Here is a 19,975-nt window from a genome sequence, read left to right as displayed (position 1 = left end):
AGGCCTACATCCTGACGAAGGAAGAGGGCGGCCGCCATACGCCGTTCTTCACCAACTACCGCCCGCAGTTCTACTTCCGCACGACGGACGTGACCGGCGTGGTGCACCTGCCTGAGGGCACCGAGATGGTGATGCCTGGCGACAACATCACCATGGAAGTGCACCTGATCGTGCCGATCGCGATGGAGGAGAAGCTGCGCTTCGCCATCCGCGAAGGCGGCAGGACCGTCGGCGCCGGCGTCGTCGCCAGCATCATCGCGTAACGCGTTTTCGTGAGGGCGAAGGCCCTTCCAAGGGCCTTTGCCTTTTCACGTCACGGAGAGAACAAGACCATGAACGGTCAGAACATCCGGATCCGCCTCAAGGCGTTCGACCACCGCATCCTCGACGCCTCCACGCGCGAGATCGTGTCGACCGCGAAGCGGACAGGCGCCCAGGTTCGCGGGCCCATCCCGCTGCCGACGCTTATCGAGAAGTTCACGGTCAACCGCTCGCCCCACATCGACAAGAAGTCGCGCGAGCAGTTCGAAATGCGGACCMACAAGCRGGTCCTGGACATCGTCGATCCGACCCCCCAGACGGTCGACGCCCTCATGAAGCTCGATCTCGCCGCCGGCGTCGACGTCGAAATCAAGCTCTGATCCATCGTCGGGTCCTCTGTTTCCGGATACCCCGGATGGACATGACCCCAAGAGAAGGTATGCACCGATGCGTTCCGGTGTGATTGCACAGAAAGTCGGGATGACCCGCATCTTCACGGATGCCGGTGAACACATCCCAGTCACCGTGCTGAAGCTCGACAGCTGTCAGGTTGTCGCGCATCGCACGATCGAGAAGAACGGCTATGTCGCCGTTCAGCTCGGGTCGGGCTTGGCCAAGGTCAAGAACGTCTCGAAGGCTGAGCGCGGTCATTTTGCCGTGGCCAAGGTCGAGCCCAAGCGCCAGGTCGTGGAGTTCCGCGTCAGCAACGATGCGTTGATCCCCGTCGGCGCCGAGCTGACTGCCGATCACTTCGTCGTCGGCCAGTTCGTCGATGTCAGCGGCACCACCACCGGTAAGGGTTTTGCCGGCGGTATGAAGCGCTGGAACTTCGGCGGTCTGCGGGCCACGCACGGTGTCTCGGTCTCGCATCGTTCGATCGGTTCGACCGGTGGTCGTCAGGACCCCGGCAAGACCTTCAAGAACAAGAAGATGCCGGGCCATCTCGGTGCCGAGCGCGTGACCACGCAGAACCTGCGCGTCGTCCAGACGGACGCCGAGCGCGGCCTGATCCTGGTCGAGGGCGCCGTTCCCGGCGTTGCCGGCGGCTGGATCCACGTCCGCGACGCCGTCAAGCGCGCCCTGCCGAAGGATGCGCCGCTTCCTGGCAAGTTCAAGGTTGCTGGCGAAACCACGCAGGCTCCTGCGGCTGAAGCAGTTGAGGAGAACGCGTGATGAAGCTCGATATCACCACTCTCGAGGGCGGCAATGCCGGCTCGGTCGAGCTTTCGGACTCGATCTTCGGTCTTGAGCCGCGCGCCGATCTTCTCGCCCGCATGGTGCGCTACCAGCTCGCCAAGCGTCGCGCCGGGACCCACAAGTCCAAGGGGCGTTCGGAAGTCGATCGCACCCGCAAGAAGATCTACAAGCAGAAGGGCACCGGTGGCGCTCGTCACGGTGCAGCTTCGGCTCCGCAGTTCCGCGGCGGCGGCAAGGCCTTCGGTCCGATCGTGCGTGATCATGCGCATGATCTGCCGAAGAAGGTCCGTGCCCTGGCTCTGCGCCATGCGCTCTCGGCCAAGGCSAAGGAYGCCGGCCTSATCATCATCGACGACGTCACGCTCGCCGAGCCGAAGACCAAGGTCCTGCTCGGTCACTTCGGCAAGCTGGATCTGTCCAGCGCGCTGGTGATCGGCGGCGCCGAGATCGATGTGAACTTCGGCCTGGCCGCGCGTTCGATCCCGAACGTCGACGTCCTGCCGGTTCAGGGCATCAACGTCTACGACATCCTGCGTCGCGATAAGCTTGTGCTGACGCGCTCGGCTGTCGATGCGCTGGAGGCGCGCTTCAAATGAGCCAGTCTGCAAAGAACCTGGATCCGCGCCACTACGATGTCATTCGTGGCCCGGTGATCACCGAAAAGGCGACCATGCTCTCCGAGCATAACAAAGTCGTCTTCAAGGTCGCGAAGACCGCGACCAAGCCGCAGATCAAGGCGGCTATCGAGAAGTTGTTCGATGTCAAGGTGAAGAGCGTCAACACGCTCGTCACCGAAGGCAAGGTCAAGGKCTTCCGGGGCCGGCTCGGACAGCGTTCGGACGTCAAGAAGGCCGTAGTGACCCTCGAAGAAGGTCACTCGATCGACGTGACCACGGGCCTCTGAGGAAGGATCGTCATCATGGCTTTGAAAAGTTTCAAGCCGATCACGCCGAGCCTTCGCCAGCTCGTGATCGTCGACCGCAGCGAGCTCTACAAGGGCAAGCCGGTCAAGGCTCTCACCGAGGGTAAGTCCTCGAAGGGTGGGCGCAACAATCTCGGCCGCATCACGGTTCGTTTCCGTGGCGGTGGACATAAGCAGAGCTACCGGATCGTCGACTTCAAGCGTCGCGGCAAGCCGGGCGTGGCGGCGACCGTGGAGCGGATCGAGTATGATCCGAACCGCACCGCCTTCATCGCGCTGCTCAAGTACGCTGATGGCGAGCAGGCCTACATCCTGGCGCCKCAGCGCCTGGCGGTCGGCGACAGCGTGATCTCCGGCGACCAGGTCGACATCAAGCCCGGCAATGCTTCGCCGATGGGCGCGATGCCGATCGGCACCATCGTCCACAATGTCGAGCTCAAGATCGGCAAGGGTGGGGCGCTGGCGCGGTCTGCAGGCAACTACGCCCAGATCGTCGGTCGCGACCAGGGCTATGTCATCGTCCGCCTGAACTCGGGCGAACAGCGCCTGATCAGCGGCCTGTGCTATGCTACGGTGGGCGCGGTTTCGAACCCCGACCACATGAACACCAACATGGGCAAGGCCGGTCGCTCGCGCTGGCTCGGCCGTCGTCCGCATAACCGCGGCGTCTCGATGAACCCGGTCGACCACCCGCATGGTGGTGGTGAGGGTCGTACCTCGGGCGGTCGTCACCCGGTCACGCCGTGGGGACTGCCGACCAAGGGCAAGAAGACCCGCTCGAATAAGCGGACCGATACGTTCATCGTGTCGAGCCGTCACGCCCGCAAGAAGAAGAACTGAGGTCCGTCATGGCGCGTTCGATTTGGAAAGGTCCGTTTGTCGACGGATACCTTCTGAAAAAGGCCGAGGTCGCCCGTTCGGCGAGCCGGGCCGAGGTGATCAAGATCTGGAGCCGCCGCTCCACGATCCTTCCGCAGTTCGTCGGTCTGACGTTCGGCGTCTACAACGGTCACAAGCATGTGCCGGTGAACGTGTCCGAGGAAATGGTGGGCCACAAGTTCGGCGAGTTCTCGCCGACGCGCACCTTCCACGGCCACGCTGCCGACAAGAAGGCGAAGAGGAAGTAAGCCATGGGTAAGCCATCCGCCCCCCGTGCGCTGCCGGAGAACGAAGCCGTTGCGGTTGCCCGCAACCTTCGCGTCAGCCCGCAGAAGCTGAACCTCGTCGCTCAGCTCATCCGTGGCAAGAAGGTCTCGACCGCGCTCGCCGATCTCGAGTTCTMGCGTAAGCGGATCTCGCTCGACGTTCGCAAGTGTCTGCAGAGCGCCATCGCCAACGCCGAGAACAATCATGATCTCGACGTMGACGATCTCGTCGTTGCGCAGGCTTTCGTCGGCAAGGCCCTGGTCATGAAGCGCTTCCATGCCCGCGCCCGCGGCCGTGGAGCCCGGATCATGAAGCCCTTCGCGAACATCACGATCGTGGTGCGCGAAGTCCAGGCGGCCAAGGCCTGAGGAGAGAACGATGGGTCAGAAAATCAATCCGATCGGCCTTCGCCTCGRCATCAACCGCACCTGGGACTCGCGCTGGTTCGCGCAGAAGGGTGAGTACGGTCAGCTGCTGCACGAAGACATGAAGATCCGCGCCGCGCTGATGAAGCTGCTGAAGCAGGCGGCGGTCTCCAAGATCATCATCGAGCGCCCGCACAAGAAGTGCCGCGTCACCATCCACTCGGCTCGTCCGGGCGTGGTGATCGGCAAGAAGGGCGCCGATATCGAGAAGCTGCGCAAGGAAGTCTCGAAGCTGACCAAGGCCGATGTGACGATCAACATCGTCGAGGTCCGCAAGCCCGAGATCGACGCCACCCTGGTGGCCGACTCCATCGCTCAGCAGCTCGAGCGTCGCGTCGCGTTCCGTCGCGCCATGAAGCGGGCCGTTCAGTCGGCCATGCGTCTGGGCGCCGAGGGCATCCGCATCAACTGCTCGGGCCGTCTCGGCGGCGCGGAAATCGCGCGCCTGGAATGGTACCGCGAAGGCCGCGTGCCGCTGCACACGCTGCGCGCCGATGTGGATTACGGTGTCGGCACCGCCTTCACCACCTACGGCACGTGCGGCATCAAGGTCTGGATCTTCAAGGGCGAGATCCTCGAACACGACCCGATGGCCCAGGACAAGCGTCTCTCTGACGAAGGTGGTCGCTCCGGCGGTCGCGATCGTCGCGAGCAGGCTGCGTAAGGCTGATCGAGAAGAGCCATGTTGCAACCAAAGCGAACCAAGTTCCGCAAGCAGTTCAAGGGACGCATCTCAGGCGTTGCCAAGGGCGGCACGGACCTCAATTTCGGCCAGTTCGGTCTGAAGGCCCTGATGCCTGAGCGCGTCACGGCCCGTCAGATCGAAGCTGCCCGTCGTGCGATCACTCGCGCCATGAAGCGTGCTGGCCGCGTCTGGATCCGGATCTTCCCGGACGTGCCAGTTTCGAAGAAGCCGACCGAAGTCCGCATGGGCAAGGGCAAGGGCGCGCCTGAATTCTGGGCAGCCAAGGTCAAGCCTGGGCGAATCATGTTCGAGATCGACGGGGTGGAAGAGGAGACGGCGCGCGAGGCGCTTCGTCTCGGCGCCGCCAAGCTGCCGATCAAGACCCGCTTCATCCAGCGCATCGCCGAGTAAGGAGGGCGACATGAAAGCTACGCAACGCCTGTCCGATCTCAAGGTGATGAGTGTCGACCAGCTCCAGGACGAACTCCTGAAGCTGAAGAAGGAGCAGTTTAACCTGCGTTTCCAACGCGCTACCGGCCAGCTCGAGAATACCGCTCGGGTGACTGAGGTGCGCAAGGATATCGCTCGCATCAAGACGCTGCAGCGGTCGAAGACCGTTGCGGCGAGCGCCTGAGGAGTAGGACAATGCCGAAGCGCGTGCTGCAGGGCGTCGTCGTTAGCGACAAGCAGAACAAAACTGTTGTGGTGAAGGTCGAGCGGCGTTATACGCACCCGCTCCTCAAGAAGACTGTTCGCCGGACCAAGAACTATCACGCCCACGATGAGGCGCAGACGTTCAAGGTTGGGGATTCGGTCTGGATTGAGGAATCCAAGCCCATTTCCAAGCTGAAAAGCTGGGTTGTGCTCGACAACGCTCCTAAGGCGTAAGTCACTTTATTGAGGCCAGGGGGCGATCGACCCCCGTCAGTCGTAGTCCGGGTCGGCGCTGACGCCGCGCCCGGAAACCGCGCTGATACAGTTTGGAAGGATCAAGGCCATGATCCAGGTGCAGACGAATCTCGAGGTCGCGGATAACTCCGGCGCCCGTCGTGTGATGTGCATCAAGGTTCTCGGCGGGTCGAAGCGGAAATACGCCGGTGTCGGTGATATTATCGTCGTTTCGATCAAGGAAGCCATTCCCCGCGGCCGCGTGAAGAAGGGCGACGTCATGAAGGCGGTCGTCGTTCGGACCGCTAAGGACGTGAAGCGCGCCGATGGTTCGGTGATTCGTTTCGACCGCAATGCGGCCGTGCTGATCAACAACCAGAAGGAGCCGGTGGGCACCCGTATCTTCGGACCGGTTCCGCGCGAACTTCGCGCCAAGAACCACATGAAGATCATCTCGCTTGCGCCAGAGGTGCTGTAATGGCTGCGAAGATCAAGAAGGGCGACAAGGTCGTCGTGTTGGCCGGCCGTGACAAGGGCAAGGCCGGCGAAGTGCTCCAGGTGCTGCCGAAGGATGCCCGCGCCGTGGTGCGTGGCGTCAACCTCGTGAAGAAGCACACCAAGGCCTCGGCACAGTCCGAGGGTGGCATCATCAGCAAGGAGGCCACGATCGATCTGTCGAACCTGGCCGTCGCCGATCCCAAGGACGGCAAGCCGACCCGCGTCGGTTTCAAGGTGCTCGATGACGGCCGCAAGGTGCGTTTCGCCAAGCGTTCGGGAGATCTGATCGATGGCTGAGAATCAGCAGGCGGCTCTCACGCCGCGCATGAAGAAGCATTACGAGGACGTCGTTCGTCCGGCGATGATCGCCGAGTTCGGCTACAAGAACGTGATGGAAGTCCCGACGATCGAGAAGGTCGTCATCAACATGGGCGTGGGCGAAGCGACTGCCGACCGTAAAAAGGTCGACAGTGCAGCTGGCGACCTCGCCATGATCGCCGGTCAGAGGCCGGTCATCACCAAGTCCCGCCTCGCCATCGCCGGCTTCAAGCTGCGCGAGAACATGGCGGTTGGCTGCAAGGTCACGCTGCGCAAGACCAAGATGTTCGAGTTCGTCGACCGGCTCGTCACCATCGCCTTGCCGCGCGTGCGCGACTTCCGTGGTCTCAACCCGAAGTCGTTCGACGGGCGCGGCAATTTCGCGCTCGGCATCAAGGAGCACATCGTGTTCCCTGAGATCAACTACGACAAGGTCGACCAGGTCTGGGGCATGGACGTGATCGTCTGCACGACTGCGAAGTCGGACGACGAAGCGCGCGCTCTGCTCAAGCACTTCAACTTCCCGTTCCGGCAGTGAGCCTTACCGCTCATACGCGGAAACCAGGAGAGATCGATGGCTAAGAAAAGCTCCGTCGAGAAGAACGAACACCGCAGGCAGCTCGTGAAGAAGTACGCGGGCAAGCGGGCGCGTCTTCTCGCGATCGCGAATGACGAGAGCCAGTCCATGGACGAGCGCTTCCTTGCTCGCCTCAAGCTGGCTGAACTGCCGCGCAACTCGGCTGCAAACCGGGTGCGCAACCGCTGCGAAGTGACCGGCCGTCCGCGCGCCGTGTATCGCAAGCTGAAGATGTCGCGCGTTGCTCTGCGCGAGCTCGGCAACAAGGGGCTGGTTCCCGGCCTCGTCAAGTCGAGCTGGTGAGGAGGACGCATCATGGCGATCATTGATCCGCTTGGCGATATGCTGACCCGCATCCGCAATGCGCAGATGCGGCGCAAGTCGCGCGTGACCACCCCGGGCTCGAAGCTGCGTGCCCGCGTGCTCGACGTGCTTCAGGCCGAGGGTTACATCCGCGGCTATTCCACGACCGAGTTCGGCAATGGCCGGACCGAGTTCGACATCGAGCTGAAGTACCATGAGGGACAGCCGGTCATCCGTGCCATCTCTCGGGTCTCGAAGCCCGGCCGCCGCGTCTACTCTTCGGTGGACACGATGCCGCGCGTGGCCGACGGCCTCGGCGTGACCATCGTCTCCACGCCGAAGGGCGTGATGCCCGATCATCTTGCCCGCGAGCAGAACGTGGGCGGCGAAGTGCTTTGCAAGGTCTTCTGACCTTCTGCGCCGCTCATCAGGAGAAATCCAATGTCTCGTATCGGTAAAAAGCCTGTTCCGGTTCCCGCTGGCGTAACCGCCAACGTGTCCGGCCAGCTCGTGAGCATCAAGGGCTCGAAGGGGGAACTCTCCTTCTCCGTGCCCGATGATGTCTCGGTTGCGCTCGAGAACGGCGCCATCGCCGTTCAGCCGCGCTCGCAGAGCAAGCGTGCGCGCTCGCTCTGGGGCACGTCCCGGGCTCGCGTCGCCAATCTGGTGACGGGCGTCACCAACGGCTTCGAGAAGAAGCTTGAGATCAACGGCGTCGGCTACAAGGCCGCCGTCACCGGCAAGGTGCTCAAGCTGTCGCTCGGCTACAGCCACGACATCGACTATGCGATCCCGGCCGGGGTCGCGATCGTCACGCCGAAGCCGACTGAAATCGTCATCACCGGCATCGACAAGCAGGTGGTCGGCCAGACCGCCGCTGAAATCCGCGACTATCGCGGTCCCGAGCCCTACAAGGGCAAGGGCGTCAAGTACGCCGGCGAATTCATCTTCCGCAAGGAAGGGAAGAAGAAGTAAGGACGCGAGCCATGAGCAAGCAGACAGAAAACACTGCGCGCCGCCGGGCCCGTGTCCGTCGCGCCATCAAGGCGGTCGCCAATGGCCGCGCTCGCCTGTCGGTGCATCGCACCGGCAAGCAGATCTATGCCCAGGTCATCGACGACGCGAAGGGCATCACCCTCGCGTCGGCCTCGAGCCTGGACAAGGACATCCGCGGCGACATCAAGTCGGGCGCGAATGTCGAGGCTGCGGCCACGATCGGCAAGTTGGTTGCCGAGCGTGCGGTCAAGGCCGGCGTGAAGGACGTGGTCTTCGATCGCGGCTCCTACATGTATCATGGTCGCGTCAAGGCGCTTGCCGATGCGGCCCGCGAGGCCGGACTGAACTTCTGACATCCCATCCGGGATGCTCGAGCGAGCGGCGCTGCATCAGGCAGCGTCCGCGCAAGTAAGAGGATGACATGGCGAGAGAACCTCGTGACCGTCAGGATCGCGAAGAGCGCGATTCGGAATTCGTGGATCGTCTGGTCCACATCAATCGCGTCGCCAAGGTGGTGAAGGGCGGCCGTCGTTTCGGCTTTGCTGCCCTCGTCGTCGTCGGTGACCAGAAGGGCCGCGTCGGCTTCGGCCATGGCAAGGCTCGCGAAGTGCCGGAAGCCATCCGCAAGGCGACTGAAGCCGCCAAGCGCGGGCTGGTCCGCATTCCGCTGCGCGAAGGCCGCACGCTCCATCACGACGTCCAGGGCCGCCACGGCGCCGGTCGCGTCGTGCTGCGTGCAGCTCCGGCCGGTACCGGCATCATCGCCGGTGGTCCGATGCGCGCCGTCTTCGAGGCGGTTGGCATGCAGGATGTCGTGTCGAAGTCGCTCGGTTCGTCGAACCCCTACAACCTCGTGCGCGCCACCTTCTCGGCGCTCAAGAACGAGGACAGCCCGCGTGGCGTCGCCGCGCGCCGCAGCCTGAAGGTTTCGGCCCTGCAGTCGCGTCGTCGCGACGCCGGCACCGACGCCGCGGCCGAAGCGTGAGGGCTGCACCATGGCAAAAGCTGAAAAGACCGTGGTCGTCGAGCAGATCGGTAGCCCGATCCGCCGTGAGGCCTCGCAGCGCCAGACCCTGATCGGTCTCGGCCTGAACAAGATCCGCCGCCAATCGACCCTGCAGGACACCGCTTCCGTCCGTGGCATGATCGAGAAGGTCAAGCACCTCGTCCGCGTCGTCGACGCGAAGTGAGGGGGATTGTCCGATGAAACTCACAGACATTCGTGACAACGAAGGCGCCCACAAGTCCCGCATCCGTGTCGGCCGTGGTATCGGCTCCGGCAAGGGCAAGACTGGTGGACGCGGCGTCAAGGGTCAGAAGGCCCGTGCCGGCGTGGCGGTCAAGGGCTTCGAAGGCGGTCAGATGCCGCTTTATCGTCGCCTGCCGAAGCGCGGCTTCCACAACCTCTTCGCCAAGGAACTGAACGAGGTCAATCTCGGTCGGATCCAGCAGGCGGTCGAGGCCGGCAAGCTCGACGGCAAGGGCGTCGTCACCATCGAGGCGCTGGTTGCGGCCGGCGTGATCTCGAAGGCGGCCCCCGACGGCGTCAAGATCCTCGGCGTCGGTGAACTGAAGACGAAGCTTGCCTTCGAAGTGGCAGGCGCGTCGAAGTCGGCGGTCGAGGCCATCGAAAAGGCTGGCGGCTCGGTCAAGATCCTGGCGGCTGCTGCTTCACAGGCGTGACAGCGACGCTTACATGAGCGATTGCGAACGGCGGCCAGGCCAGAAGCCTAGGCCGCCGTTCGACTGTTTGACGTTTATTCCGATCAAGGACCGGACGCATGGCATCGGCGGCTGAACAGCTTGCGGCAAACCTGAATTTCGGCGCGCTCGCGAAGGCGGACGAGCTCAAGAAGCGGATCTGGTTCACGCTGGGGGCGCTCATCGTCTACCGGCTCGGTACCTATATCCCGCTGCCCGGCATGAACCCCGACGCCGTTGCCGACCTGTTCAAACAGTCGCAGACCGGCGTGCTCGGCCTGTTCAACATGTTTTCGGGCGGTGCCGTCGGGCGACTGGCGATCTTTGCGCTCGCGATCATGCCCTATATCTCGGCCTCGATCATCATCCAGCTCCTGTCGAGCGTGGTGCCGACCTTCGAGGCGCTGAAGAAGGAAGGCGAGCAGGGCCGCAAGGTCCTGAACCAGTACACCCGCTACTTGACCCTCGTGCTGGCGGTGTTCCAGGCCTACGGCATCGGTGTCGGCCTGCAGGGGTCCGGCAATCTGGTGCTCGAGCCCGGCCCGTTCTTCCTGCTCTCGACGACGATCACGCTGGTCGGCGGTACGATGTTCCTGCTCTGGCTCGGTGAACAGATCACCAGCCGCGGCATCGGCAACGGCACCTCGATGATCATCTTCTCGGGCATCATCGCGGAGTTCCCGTCGCAGCTCGCCCAGACCCTCGAGCTTGGCCGTCAGGGCGCGATTTCGACCGGCCTGCTGCTGCTGATCCTGGTCATGGCCATCTGCGTCATCGCCTTCTGCGTGTTCATGGAGCGGGCCCAGCGCCGCCTGCTGATCAACTATCCCAAGCGCCAGGTCGGCAACCGCATGTATGAGGGCCAGACCTCGTTCCTGCCGCTGAAGCTCAACACGTCGGGCGTCATCCCGCCGATCTTCGCCTCCTCGCTGCTGCTGCTGCCGACGACGATCGCCAGCTTCTCGCAGGCCTCGGGCGGCACCGGCATGCTGTCAACGGTGGCGACCTATCTGGCGCATGGCCGGCCGCTGTTCATGATCCTCTACGCCGCGCTGATCATCTTTTTCTGCTTCTTCTACACCGCCATCGTGTTCAATCCGGTCGAGACGGCGGACAATCTGAAGAAGCATGGCGGCTTCATGCCGGGCATCCGCCCGGGCGAGCGCACCGCCGAGCATATCGACCGCGTGCTGACCCGGATCACCGTTCTCGGCGCAGGCTATCTGACTATTGTCTGCCTTATCCCCGAGTTCATGATCACGTATGCCCAGATTCCGATCATCCTCCTGGGCGGCACCTCGCTGCTCATCGTGGTGACGACAACCATGGATACCGTGGCGCAGGTTCACGGGCATCTGCTGGCCCACCAGTATGAGGGGCTGGTCAAGAAGGCGAAGTTGCGAGGGGCGAGGCGCTGATGCGATTGATCTTCCTGGGGCCGCCGGGGGCGGGCAAGGGTACTCAGGCAACCCGTATCGTCGAGAAGCATGGCATTCCGCAGCTCTCGACCGGCGACATGCTCCGGGCCGCGGTTGCGGCCGGGACGCCGGTGGGGCTCAAGGCCAAGGCGGTGATGGATGCCGGCGGACTGGTCTCGGACGATATCGTCATCGGGATCGTTGCCGATCGCATCGAGGAGCCGGACGCGAAGCGGGGCTTCATCCTCGACGGCTTTCCGCGCACGTTGGCCCAGGCCGAGGCGCTCGACGCCATGCTGGCGCAGAAGGGGCTGAAGCTCGACGCGGTCCTTGAGCTCACGGTCGATCAGGACAAGCTCGTCGACCGGATCATCCGTCGTGCCGAAGAGGCGAAGGCGGCCGGGCAACCGGTGCGCAAGGATGACGATCCGGTGGTCTTCAAGACCCGGCTCGAAGCGTATAACCGCGATACCGCGGTGGTTTCGCCCTATTATGCGAAGCGTGGCCAGCTCACTGCGATCGACGGCATGAAGCCGATCGACGAGGTGACGGGCGCGATCTGCAAGGCACTCGGCGCTTAGCAATGCGCGGGCACGGGTTCGGCATCGGGCTCGTGCTTCTGACCTTGCTGTCGTCAGCGATATCAGCCCCGGCGGAGACGGTTCTCGTCGCGCCGGGGATTTCTGTTTGGAAGAGGGCGTATGCCGCCCCGATCAACGAAGCCCGGAACGCGCTTGCGGCAGGTGCAAAATCGATTTCAGTCGGGCGGGGCGCAGTCCGCTCGAGCTGGGCTGAGCCGTAACGCCGCCTGCCGGCCGAGTAAGAGCAGCTTCGAGGAAGCTGGCATGATTCTTGAGTTCGGCGGGTTGACTCAAGAGCTTCGACCGACTAACGACCCTCATCCGGTTGCATGTGGCGATGCCGTTACCTTCGCGAGGAGGGGCGACGTCGCGTTCTCGCATGGAGCCGATTCAACGCTCGCAGGGGCCGGCCTCCACCGGACGCGGGTAGGTTTTCACTGCCGGGCAGCCATCGGGCGCCTCGGCCGACAATGGAGAAGAGACCATGGCTCGTATCGCGGGCGTTAACATTCCGACCGGCAAGCGCGTCGTCATCGGCTTGCAGTATATCCACGGCATCGGTGCCCAGAAGGCCAAGGAAATCTGCCAGAAGGTCGGCATCGCCGACGAGCGTCGCGTCAACCAGCTGACCGACGCCGAGGTGCTTCAGATCCGTGAGACGATCGACCGCGACTATCTGGTCGAGGGCGACCTGCGTCGTGAAGTCTCGATGAACATCAAGCGCCTGATGGATCTCGGCTGCTATCGCGGTCTGCGTCATCGTCGCTCGCTGCCGGTCCGTGGCCAGCGCACGCATACCAATGCGCGCACCCGCAAGGGCAAGGCCAAGCCGATCGCCGGCAAGAAGAAGTGAGTTTCGGCGGGCCGGTCATCCGGCCCGCTGTCTATGCGTCGCCTGACCCGCTCAAGGGCAGGCGACATCCCCAGCGCCTGGCATGACGGGCGCGCTCGAAGGATGAAAGAAAGAGACTATGGCCAAGGAAGCCCAGCGCGTTCGTCGTCGTGAACGCAAGAACATCGTTTCTGGCGTCGCGCATGTGAACGCCTCGTTCAACAACACCATGATCACCATCACCGACGCCCAGGGCAACACGATCTCGTGGTCGTCCGCCGGCACCATGGGCTTCAAGGGTTCGCGCAAGTCGACCCCCTATGCCGCCCAGGTCGCGGCCGAGGATGCGGCCCGCAAGGCTGCCGAGCACGGCATGCGCACCCTCGARGTCGAGGTMACGGGCCCAGGTTCGGGTCGTGAATCGGCTCTGCGCGCCCTCCAGGCCGCCGGCTTCACCGTGACCTCGATCCGCGACGTGACGCCGATCCCRCACAATGGCTGCCGGCCGCGCAAGCGCCGTCGCGTCTGACGCCCGGATTGGATTGCGGCGCTCGCACTGGCGAGCGCCGGTACGGGGCGGCCCGTCGCCGCCGAGAGATGAAGCACCAGGAGTGCGGTCGTGATCAGCAAGAACTGGCAGGATTTGTCCAAGCCGAACAAGCTCGAAATCAAGGTCGGAGACGACCCCAAGCGCCATGCTACCGTGATCGCTCGTCCGCTCGAGCGCGGCTTCGGCATGACGCTCGGCAACGCGCTGCGGCGCGTGCTGCTCTCCTCGCTTCAGGGCGCTGCGGTCACCGCCGTCCAGATCGACGGCGTGCTGCATGAGTTCTCGTCGATTCCCGGCGTTCGCGAGGACGTCACCGACATCGTMCTCAACATCAAGGCGATCGCCGTCAAGATGCAGGGCGAGGGCCCCAAGCGCATGACCCTGCGCAAGTCCGGCCCGGGCACCGTCACCGCCGGTGACATCAACACCGTCGGCGACGTGTCGATCCTGAACCCCGAGCTCGTGCTCTGCACGCTGGACGAGGGTGCCGAGATCCGCATGGAGTTCACGGTCAATACCGGCAAGGGCTATGTCCCGTCCGAGCAGAACCGTCCCGAGGATGCACCGATCGGCCTGATCCCGGTCGACAGCCTCTACTCGCCGGTCAAGAAGGTCTCCTATCGCGTCGAGAACACCCGTGAGGGCCAGAATCTCGACCGCGACATGCTGACCCTTCAGATCGAGACCAACGGCTCGGTCACTCCCGAGGACGCGCTGGCGCTCGCCGCCCGCATCCTGCAGGACCAGCTTGCCGTCTTCATCACCTTCGAGGAGCCGCGCAAGGAAGAGGCCGTCTCGACCGCGCCGCAGCTGCCCTTCAACCCGGCGCTGCTCAAGAAGGTCGACGAGCTCGAGCTTTCGGTGCGTTCGGCGAACTGCCTGAAGAACGACAACATCGTCTATATCGGCGACCTGATCCAGAAGTCGGAGGGCGAGATGCTTCGTACCCCGAACTTCGGCCGCAAGTCGCTGAACGAGATCAAGGAAGTGCTCGCGACCATGGGCCTCCATCTCGGCATGGACGTGACCGGCTGGCCGCCGGAGAACATCGAAGAGCTGGCGAAGCGCTTCGAAGAGCATTACTGATCCCGCCGGCGCGGAGCTTGCCTCCGCGCCTGTTTCCCGCACGGTGCGTGAGCGCCGGAGCATAATGAACGGCCGTACCGTGGCACGGCGGCCGTAATCACAGGAGAGCCAAATGCGTCACGGTTTCCGCGGTCGTCGTTTCAACCGCTCGGTTGAGCATCGCAAGGCGATGTTCGCCAACATGTCCCAGGCCCTGATCAAGCATGAGCAGATCACCACCACGCTGCCGAAGGCCAAGGACCTGCGTCCGGTMGTCGAGAAGCTGGTGACCCTCGCCAAGCGCGGCGACCTGCACGCCCGCCGTCAGGCGATCGCCCAGATCAAGGATGTCGCACTCGTCGGCAAGCTCTTCGCGGTCCTCGGCCCGCGCTACAAGGAGCGCAATGGCGGCTATCTGCGCATCATGAAGGCCGGCTTCCGCTTCGGCGACAACGCCCCGCTCGCCGTGATCGAGTTCGTCGATCGCGATGTCGATGCCAAGGGCAAGGATTCCGGCCCGGTCTTCACGGCTGACGACGAAGCCGCCTGAGCAAGGCTGCTTCCCCGGAGATTTGAAAGGCGGCCGCAAGGCCGCCTTTTCTTTTGCGAAGGGGCCGGGGAGGCGCGCGACCCGGATGTCGGCCTCTGCGATGACGTATGGACACAGTCCGACGGGGTTCTCGACCGCCATTGGTGGTGGAAATGAAGGCTCGCGCGGGGCGCGGATGACATCGACCGGCCCGGAGCGGACGGCCATCAAGCGCGGGAGGCCCAGAGCTGCGTTCGCGGTGACAGGCGGGGCATCGCGTTTCGCGTCAGTAGGCGCTGGATCGGCAACTGATGCCGAAGATTATTGCTCGAAACGCCGCTTGTGCGCCACAAAGCGCAATGGTCAAGCTTTCCAGCGAAAACCGCCCGCAAGAGGCGGCCCCGGAGGGAGAGACTGATGATTTCAAGACTATTGACCACGCGGCGGCTGGCGCTGACGGCGATGTTGGCGCTGGCGGCTCCCGCCCTGGCGCAGGACGGCTATCCCAACAAGCCGATCACCATGATCGTGCCATTCGCAGCCGGGGGCTCCTCCGACGTGATCGCACGGCTGGTCGGCGACGAGATGGGGCGGGTGCTCGGCCAGCGCATCGTCATGGAGAACATGGCAGGGGCGGGGGGCGCGACGGCCCTGACGCGCGCCGCCAAGGCCGATCCCGATGGCTACACTATCGTCATCGGCAATAGCGGAACCAATGCTGCGTCCTATTCGATCTATCCGGATCTGAAATACACCCAGGCCGATTTCGCGCCGATCGGCCTCGTCGCCAAGACATCGCCGATGATCGCGCTCAAGCTCGATTTTCCGGCCAAGAACCTGATGGAGTTCGTCGACTATGCCAAGAAGAACCCCGGCAAGGTCAGTCTCGGGCATGCTGGTGTCGGCTCGTCGAATTATCTGATCTGCCGGAACTTCATCAAGGCGGCTGGTGTCGAGGTTGCGCTCGTCAGTTATCGGGGCGCAGGACCGGCTTTGAACGACCTGATGGGCGGGCAGATCGACGGCGTCTGCGATGCTGCAACCTCGCTCTCGGGCGCGGTGCAGGGAGCCAAGGTCAAGGCGCTCGTGGTCGCGACACCGAGCCGGCTCGACAGCCTTCCGGATGTGCCAACCTCCAGGGAGGCCGGGCTGCCGGCTTTCGAGGCCCAGGGCTGGAATGCGCTCTTCGGCCCAAAAAGCCTGCCTGAACCGATCGTCACCAAGCTGAATCAGGCTTTGCGGACCGCGCTTGCGAGTCCGAACCTGCAAGCTCGATTCAAGGAGCTTTCGTCCGTGCTGCCAGCCGAGAACGAACTCACGCCTGCCCATGTCGGCGCGATGGTTCCGGGCGAGATCGAAAAGTACAAGATCCTGCTTCAGGACAAGTGAGGCTTGGCCCTATGCTCGCTGGCGGGCAAGCTCGCCAGCGAGATCCAGCAGCACGTCGGCAGGCTGGACCTGGAGATCGGCCTCTGGCGTGACACCGTAGAGACCGAAGATGAAGTGCGTGGTCTCGTCATGTTCGGCGAGGCCCATCGACCAGTTCTGGAAGCTCCGGGCCGCAATCTGCTCTTCGGCCAGCAGGCGGATCCCGGTATGGCGTGGATCGACCACGATCCGGCCATATGTCTCCGCGACATTATGCGCCTCGCCTTCGAGCACCTGCGCGAAGGCCCCGGGCGTCACCAGGAGAAATCCCGTCACCTCGTTCTGTACGTTCAGCCGCTGGGCGCTGGCGATCATCCTGCCAACCTCCTCACTGCGATTGGCCTCGACGAGGCGACTCCGGCTGGCATAAACAAGACGTATCAGACTCAAGGGACCAGCTCCTTCGCGGATCTTTGCTCGACTGACCCGGTCGATGATCCGGATGGCGCCAGTGGCGTCGCGGGCGAAGAGATTTCCCGGGAATGGTTCGTATTGGAAGACTTGGAACGCCGCCAGCGGTGTTTTGTTTCAGCGTGGAGACAGGAATGAAGCGCGGGATCATGCCGGTCCGTTTCGGAAGAACTGCCTTGCCGGCCGCCTTGATGCTCTTTGCGAGCCTTGCGCCGCTGCCATTGCTTGCGCAGGCGCGGCAGGTTCCGGAAACCCGTCAGCAGGTTCAGCTTTCCTTTGCGCCGATCGTGCAGAAGACGGCCGGGTCGGTCGTGAATGTCTATGGCGCCCGTGTCGAGCGTCGGGCTCAGAACCCTTTCATGGACGATCCGTTCTTTCGCCGCTTCTTTGGCGATGACGGGTTCGGTGTCCCGCGCGAACGCGTGCAACGATCGCTTGGGTCAGGCGTGATCGTCGATGCGAGCGGGCTCGTGGTGACCAATAACCACGTCATCGAGGGCATGAGCGAGGTCAAGGTCGCCTTTGCGGACAAGCGCGAGGTGGAAGCCACGATTGTCCTGCGCGATCCACGCACCGATCTTGCCGTGCTGAAGCTGAACGGCGCCAAGGATCTGAGCGCGCTCGACCTTGCCGATTCCGACCAGCTCCAGGTCGGCGATATCGTGCTGGCGATCGGCAATCCCTTCGGCGTCGGGCAGACCGTGACGCAGGGCATCGTTTCGGCGCTGGCTCGTACGCAGGTCGGTGTCGCCGATGCGCAGTCGTTCATCCAGACCGATGCGGCGATCAATCCCGGCAACTCCGGCGGCGCGCTGGTCGACATGGAAGGCCGACTGATCGGCATCAACACCGCGATCTTCTCGCGCTCTGGCGGCAGCCACGGCATCGGTTTTGCGATTCCCTCGTCGATGGTTCGCGTCGTCGTCGAAAGCGCGAAGTCGGGTGCTGCTTCGGTGCGCCGGCCGTGGTTCGGCGCCAGGCTGCAGGCACTGACGGCCGATGTCGCCGACGGGCTTGGGCTCGACCGCCCGGCCGGCTCGGTCGTTGCCAGCGTGGTCGAGAAGGGGCCGGCCGCCGAGGGCGGGCTCAAGCGTTCGGACGTCATCCTCGCGCTTGACGGAGTCGCCGTCGATGATCCCGAGGCCTTCGGCTATCGTTTCGCGACCCGCCCGATCGGGGGTACGACCTCTCTGACCGTCCTGCGCGGCGGCAAGCGCCTGGTGGTTCCGGTGAAGCTCGTTCCGGCGCCCGAGACGCGGCCGCGCGAAACCGTGACGCTTTCGGGCCGCACGCCGCTTTCGGGGCTGACGGTGCTCAACCTGTCGCCGGCGGTTGCCGAGGAGCTTTCGATCGATGCCGGAACCGAAGGCGTCGTGGTCAGTGCCATCGAGGAAGGCAGCCTTGCGGCTCGCGTCGGTTTCCAGAAGGGCGACATCATCCTGGCCCTGAACGGAGAGCGCATGGAGCGCTCGCGAGATGTCGAGGCGGCCCTGCGTCAGCGCAAGCGCGCCTGGGAGGTGACGATCTCGCGTGCCGGACAGACCGTGACATCGGTCTTCCCGGGGTGAGCGACCTCTTTTCCGCTTCCGGCCTCGACAAGGCGGGGCCGCGCCCGCTTGCCGACCGTTTGCGGCCGACGACGCTGGCCGAGGTCACCGGGCAGGAGCACCTGACGGGGCCGGATGGCGCGCTCACGCGACTGCTGGCCTCGGGCTCTATTGGCAGCCTGATCTTCTGGGGGCCGCCGGGCACCGGGAAGACGACGGTCGCGCGCCTGCTCGCCGGTGCGGTCGATCTCGGGTTCGAGCAGATCAGCGCGATCTTCTCCGGGATCGCGGACCTCAAGAAGGTGTTCGAGGCAGCGCGCGGGCGACGGCTGGGAGGCAAGGGCACGCTGCTCTTCGTCGACGAGATCCATCGCTTCAACCGCACTCAGCTCGATGCGTTCCTGCCAGTCATGGAGGACGGCACGATCACGCTGGTCGGTGCCACAACCGAGAATCCGTCCTTCGCGCTCAACGCCGCACTTCTGTCGCGGGCGCGGGTGCTCACATTCCAATCCCTCGACGAGAACGCGCTGCTCTTTCTGCTCGGCCGGGCCGAGGTGCTGGAGAACAAGGAATTGCCGTTGACGCCGGAGGCGCGGCTGGCGGTTGCCCGCTTTGCCGATGGCGACGGGAGGGCGGCACTGACGCTGGCCGAGGAAATCTGGCGTGCCGCCAAGCCGGACGAGATCTTCGACGAGGCCGGTCTCGCCGAGGTGATCCAGCGTCGCGCACCGATCTACGACAAGGCGCAGGACGGCCACTACAACCTGATCTCGGCACTGCATAAGACGATCCGCGGCTCTGATCCGGATGCGGCTCTCTATTACTTCGCCCGCATGCTCGATGCCGGTGAGGATCCGCGTTTCCTGGCGCGGCGGCTGGTGCGCATGGCGGTCGAAGATATCGGGCTCGCCGACCCGCAGGCGCTCGTCCATGCCCGCGCCGCGGCCGAGACCTATGAACAACTGGGATCCCCCGAGGGCGAGCTCGCGCTCGCCAACACGGTGATCTATCTGGCGACGGCGCCCAAATCGAATGCGGCCTATATCGCCTACAAGGCGGCGCGGCGCGCGGCCAAGGAGGGCGGCTCGCTGATGCCACCCAAGACCATTCTGAACGCGCCGACGAAGCTGATGAAGGAAGAGGGCTACGGCGCTGACTACGCCTATGACCACGACGCACCCGATGCTTTCTCCGGCCAGAACTACTGGCCGGATGCGCTCGGCCGGCAGCTGTTCTACGATCCACCCGAGCGTGGCTTCGAGCGCGAGATCCGAAAGCGGCTGGAATACTGGGAAAAGCTCAGGGCGGAGCGCAGCAGGTAGAAGATCAGACCATCGGTCAGGTATCGGGCCCGATCATCTGGCCTTCTGCGTTGGCATCGGCCTTTCCGGGAACCGCGCTTCATTTTTCGGGCCGATGCATCAGAACGCGCGCTCTATGAAGACTTGAGTCGAGATTAGGCGCCCCGCCAGCCCTGCGGCGACCTGCCGGCCAGTCAGGGATATCCGGGCTTGCGCGACCGACGCTTCGATCCCGGCCTTGAGACCCTCGATCGGTGTCCAGACCAGATTGGCGGCGGCGCGGTCGATGCTGATCTTGCCTTTGGCCTGGTCGATCAGCGGAACCGATAGCTGGTAGCGGCTGACGTAAAAATTGGTCGCGATCTCGTCGGTCCATTCCCGCCGCATCACAAG

The 19,975-nt window shown here is 63.9% G+C and carries 33 protein-coding genes; 31 read left to right on the top strand and 2 right to left on the bottom strand.

The features are described from left to right. The 29 genes from AC1DJT_RS19705 to AC1DJT_RS19565 all read left to right on the top strand — a co-directional run. Positions 1-263: EF-Tu C-terminal domain-related protein (locus tag AC1DJT_RS19705; protein ID WP_476833100.1), on the top strand; the 263-nt coding region annotated here is incomplete at its 5' end. A 69-nt stretch (positions 264-332) separates the two neighbouring features. Further along, entirely contained in the window at positions 333-641 is a 309-nt protein-coding gene (gene rpsJ, locus AC1DJT_RS19700; RefSeq protein WP_476834701.1) for a 30S ribosomal protein S10, read from the top strand. 67 nt (positions 642-708) lie between these two features. Beyond that, positions 709-1,434, top strand: coding sequence for a 50S ribosomal protein L3 (gene rplC / locus AC1DJT_RS19695; protein WP_113517770.1), 726 nt, complete (start codon positions 709-711; stop codon positions 1,432-1,434). Further along, positions 1,434-2,054, top strand: a complete 621-nt coding sequence (gene rplD / locus AC1DJT_RS19690) for a 50S ribosomal protein L4 (RefSeq protein WP_069880165.1) — start codon at positions 1,434-1,436, stop codon at positions 2,052-2,054. Before rplC ends, rplD begins: the two co-directional genes overlap by 1 nt. Then, positions 2,051-2,362: a 50S ribosomal protein L23 gene (locus AC1DJT_RS19685; RefSeq protein ID WP_476834700.1), complete on the top strand. Its 312-nt coding sequence runs from the start codon at positions 2,051-2,053 to the stop codon at positions 2,360-2,362. Before rplD ends, AC1DJT_RS19685 begins: the two co-directional genes overlap by 4 nt. A gap of 15 nt (positions 2,363-2,377) precedes the next feature. Next, positions 2,378-3,220 carry a 50S ribosomal protein L2 gene (gene rplB, locus AC1DJT_RS19680; protein ID WP_069880166.1) on the top strand — a complete coding sequence of 281 codons (843 nt, stop codon included), beginning with the start codon at positions 2,378-2,380 and terminating at the stop codon, positions 3,218-3,220. Between the two features lie 8 nt (positions 3,221-3,228). Continuing rightward, complete coding sequence (gene rpsS, locus AC1DJT_RS19675; protein ID WP_043237107.1) at positions 3,229-3,507, top strand: 30S ribosomal protein S19; 279 nt, start codon at positions 3,229-3,231, stop codon at positions 3,505-3,507. A 3-nt stretch (positions 3,508-3,510) separates the two neighbouring features. After that, on the top strand, positions 3,511-3,894 hold the full coding sequence (rplV, locus tag AC1DJT_RS19670) for a 50S ribosomal protein L22 (RefSeq protein WP_476834699.1): 384 nt from the start codon (positions 3,511-3,513) through the stop codon (positions 3,892-3,894). A 10-nt stretch (positions 3,895-3,904) separates the two neighbouring features. Next, entirely contained in the window at positions 3,905-4,615 is a 711-nt protein-coding gene (rpsC, locus tag AC1DJT_RS19665; protein ID WP_476834698.1) for a 30S ribosomal protein S3, read from the top strand. 18 nt (positions 4,616-4,633) lie between these two features. Then, entirely contained in the window at positions 4,634-5,047 is a 414-nt protein-coding gene (rplP, locus tag AC1DJT_RS19660) for a 50S ribosomal protein L16 (protein ID WP_043237103.1), read from the top strand. A gap of 10 nt (positions 5,048-5,057) precedes the next feature. After that, a complete protein-coding gene (rpmC, locus tag AC1DJT_RS19655) occupies positions 5,058-5,270 on the top strand; it encodes a 50S ribosomal protein L29 (protein ID WP_043237102.1) in 213 nt (70 codons plus the stop codon). Positions 5,271-5,281: 11 nt separating this feature from the next. After that, positions 5,282-5,524 carry a 30S ribosomal protein S17 gene (gene rpsQ, locus AC1DJT_RS19650; RefSeq protein WP_043237101.1) on the top strand — a complete coding sequence of 81 codons (243 nt, stop codon included), beginning with the start codon at positions 5,282-5,284 and terminating at the stop codon, positions 5,522-5,524. Positions 5,525-5,633: 109 nt separating this feature from the next. Beyond that, complete coding sequence (gene rplN / locus AC1DJT_RS19645) at positions 5,634-6,002, top strand: 50S ribosomal protein L14 (protein ID WP_043237099.1); 369 nt, start codon at positions 5,634-5,636, stop codon at positions 6,000-6,002. Next, entirely contained in the window at positions 6,002-6,319 is a 318-nt protein-coding gene (gene rplX / locus AC1DJT_RS19640; protein WP_043237098.1) for a 50S ribosomal protein L24, read from the top strand. The genes rplN and rplX overlap by 1 nt, the downstream gene beginning before the upstream one ends. Continuing rightward, positions 6,312-6,878, top strand: a complete 567-nt coding sequence (gene rplE, locus AC1DJT_RS19635) for a 50S ribosomal protein L5 (protein WP_043237096.1) — start codon at positions 6,312-6,314, stop codon at positions 6,876-6,878. Before rplX ends, rplE begins: the two co-directional genes overlap by 8 nt. 36 nt (positions 6,879-6,914) lie before the next feature. Continuing rightward, positions 6,915-7,220, top strand: coding sequence for a 30S ribosomal protein S14 (gene rpsN / locus AC1DJT_RS19630; protein ID WP_043237095.1), 306 nt, complete (start codon positions 6,915-6,917; stop codon positions 7,218-7,220). 12 nt (positions 7,221-7,232) lie between these two features. Then, complete coding sequence (rpsH, locus tag AC1DJT_RS19625; protein ID WP_043237093.1) at positions 7,233-7,631, top strand: 30S ribosomal protein S8; 399 nt, start codon at positions 7,233-7,235, stop codon at positions 7,629-7,631. Positions 7,632-7,661: 30 nt separating this feature from the next. After that, a complete protein-coding gene (gene rplF / locus AC1DJT_RS19620; protein WP_043237092.1) occupies positions 7,662-8,195 on the top strand; it encodes a 50S ribosomal protein L6 in 534 nt (177 codons plus the stop codon). A gap of 11 nt (positions 8,196-8,206) precedes the next feature. Beyond that, positions 8,207-8,569, top strand: a complete 363-nt coding sequence (rplR, locus tag AC1DJT_RS19615) for a 50S ribosomal protein L18 (RefSeq protein WP_441493285.1) — start codon at positions 8,207-8,209, stop codon at positions 8,567-8,569. A gap of 68 nt (positions 8,570-8,637) precedes the next feature. Then, the gene (gene rpsE, locus AC1DJT_RS19610; protein ID WP_113517766.1) at positions 8,638-9,201 is read left to right on the top strand and encodes a 30S ribosomal protein S5; all 564 of its coding nucleotides are present in this window, start codon (positions 8,638-8,640) and stop codon (positions 9,199-9,201) included. A gap of 10 nt (positions 9,202-9,211) precedes the next feature. After that, on the top strand, positions 9,212-9,406 hold the full coding sequence (gene rpmD, locus AC1DJT_RS19605) for a 50S ribosomal protein L30 (RefSeq protein WP_069882649.1): 195 nt from the start codon (positions 9,212-9,214) through the stop codon (positions 9,404-9,406). A gap of 13 nt (positions 9,407-9,419) precedes the next feature. After that, positions 9,420-9,899 carry a 50S ribosomal protein L15 gene (gene rplO / locus AC1DJT_RS19600; protein ID WP_069880172.1) on the top strand — a complete coding sequence of 160 codons (480 nt, stop codon included), beginning with the start codon at positions 9,420-9,422 and terminating at the stop codon, positions 9,897-9,899. Positions 9,900-9,997: 98 nt separating this feature from the next. Next, the gene (secY, locus tag AC1DJT_RS19595; RefSeq protein ID WP_069880173.1) at positions 9,998-11,335 is read left to right on the top strand and encodes a preprotein translocase subunit SecY; all 1,338 of its coding nucleotides are present in this window, start codon (positions 9,998-10,000) and stop codon (positions 11,333-11,335) included. Beyond that, complete coding sequence (locus tag AC1DJT_RS19590) at positions 11,335-11,916, top strand: adenylate kinase (protein ID WP_441508489.1); 582 nt, start codon at positions 11,335-11,337, stop codon at positions 11,914-11,916. Before secY ends, AC1DJT_RS19590 begins: the two co-directional genes overlap by 1 nt. Before the next feature lie 484 nt (positions 11,917-12,400). After that, positions 12,401-12,769: a 30S ribosomal protein S13 gene (gene rpsM, locus AC1DJT_RS19585; protein WP_043237082.1), complete on the top strand. Its 369-nt coding sequence runs from the start codon at positions 12,401-12,403 to the stop codon at positions 12,767-12,769. A 118-nt stretch (positions 12,770-12,887) separates the two neighbouring features. After that, entirely contained in the window at positions 12,888-13,277 is a 390-nt protein-coding gene (gene rpsK / locus AC1DJT_RS19580) for a 30S ribosomal protein S11 (RefSeq protein ID WP_043237079.1), read from the top strand. 90 nt (positions 13,278-13,367) lie between these two features. Beyond that, a complete protein-coding gene (locus AC1DJT_RS19575) occupies positions 13,368-14,384 on the top strand; it encodes a DNA-directed RNA polymerase subunit alpha (protein ID WP_043237077.1) in 1,017 nt (338 codons plus the stop codon). 112 nt (positions 14,385-14,496) lie between these two features. Next, positions 14,497-14,913, top strand: coding sequence for a 50S ribosomal protein L17 (rplQ, locus tag AC1DJT_RS19570; protein WP_113517762.1), 417 nt, complete (start codon positions 14,497-14,499; stop codon positions 14,911-14,913). Between the two features lie 396 nt (positions 14,914-15,309). Then, the gene (locus AC1DJT_RS19565; protein WP_441493283.1) at positions 15,310-16,281 is read left to right on the top strand and encodes a tripartite tricarboxylate transporter substrate-binding protein; all 972 of its coding nucleotides are present in this window, start codon (positions 15,310-15,312) and stop codon (positions 16,279-16,281) included. A 9-nt stretch (positions 16,282-16,290) separates the two neighbouring features. On the opposite strand, the gene AC1DJT_RS19560 is transcribed toward AC1DJT_RS19565, so the two are convergent. Beyond that, the gene (locus AC1DJT_RS19560; RefSeq protein WP_441493282.1) at positions 16,291-16,710 is read right to left on the bottom strand and encodes a BLUF domain-containing protein; all 420 of its coding nucleotides are present in this window, start codon (positions 16,708-16,710) and stop codon (positions 16,291-16,293) included. 155 nt (positions 16,711-16,865) lie between these two features. On the opposite strand from AC1DJT_RS19560, the gene AC1DJT_RS19555 reads away from it, so the two are divergent. Both AC1DJT_RS19555 and AC1DJT_RS19550 read left to right on the top strand, forming a co-directional pair. Further along, positions 16,866-18,299 carry a DegQ family serine endoprotease gene (locus AC1DJT_RS19555; protein ID WP_476834697.1) on the top strand — a complete coding sequence of 478 codons (1,434 nt, stop codon included), beginning with the start codon at positions 16,866-16,868 and terminating at the stop codon, positions 18,297-18,299. Continuing rightward, the gene (locus AC1DJT_RS19550; protein WP_476833104.1) at positions 18,296-19,603 is read left to right on the top strand and encodes a replication-associated recombination protein A; all 1,308 of its coding nucleotides are present in this window, start codon (positions 18,296-18,298) and stop codon (positions 19,601-19,603) included. The genes AC1DJT_RS19555 and AC1DJT_RS19550 overlap by 4 nt, the downstream gene beginning before the upstream one ends. A 99-nt stretch (positions 19,604-19,702) precedes the next feature. Here AC1DJT_RS19550 and AC1DJT_RS19545 read toward each other — a convergent pair. Beyond that, the coding region (locus AC1DJT_RS19545; protein WP_476834696.1) for a hypothetical protein at positions 19,703-19,975 on the bottom strand (273 nt) is incomplete at its 5' end.

The organism is Allobosea sp. 05T422_2 (genome assembly GCF_056396265.1).
This window is presented reverse-complemented; position numbering and strand designations above follow the sequence as displayed.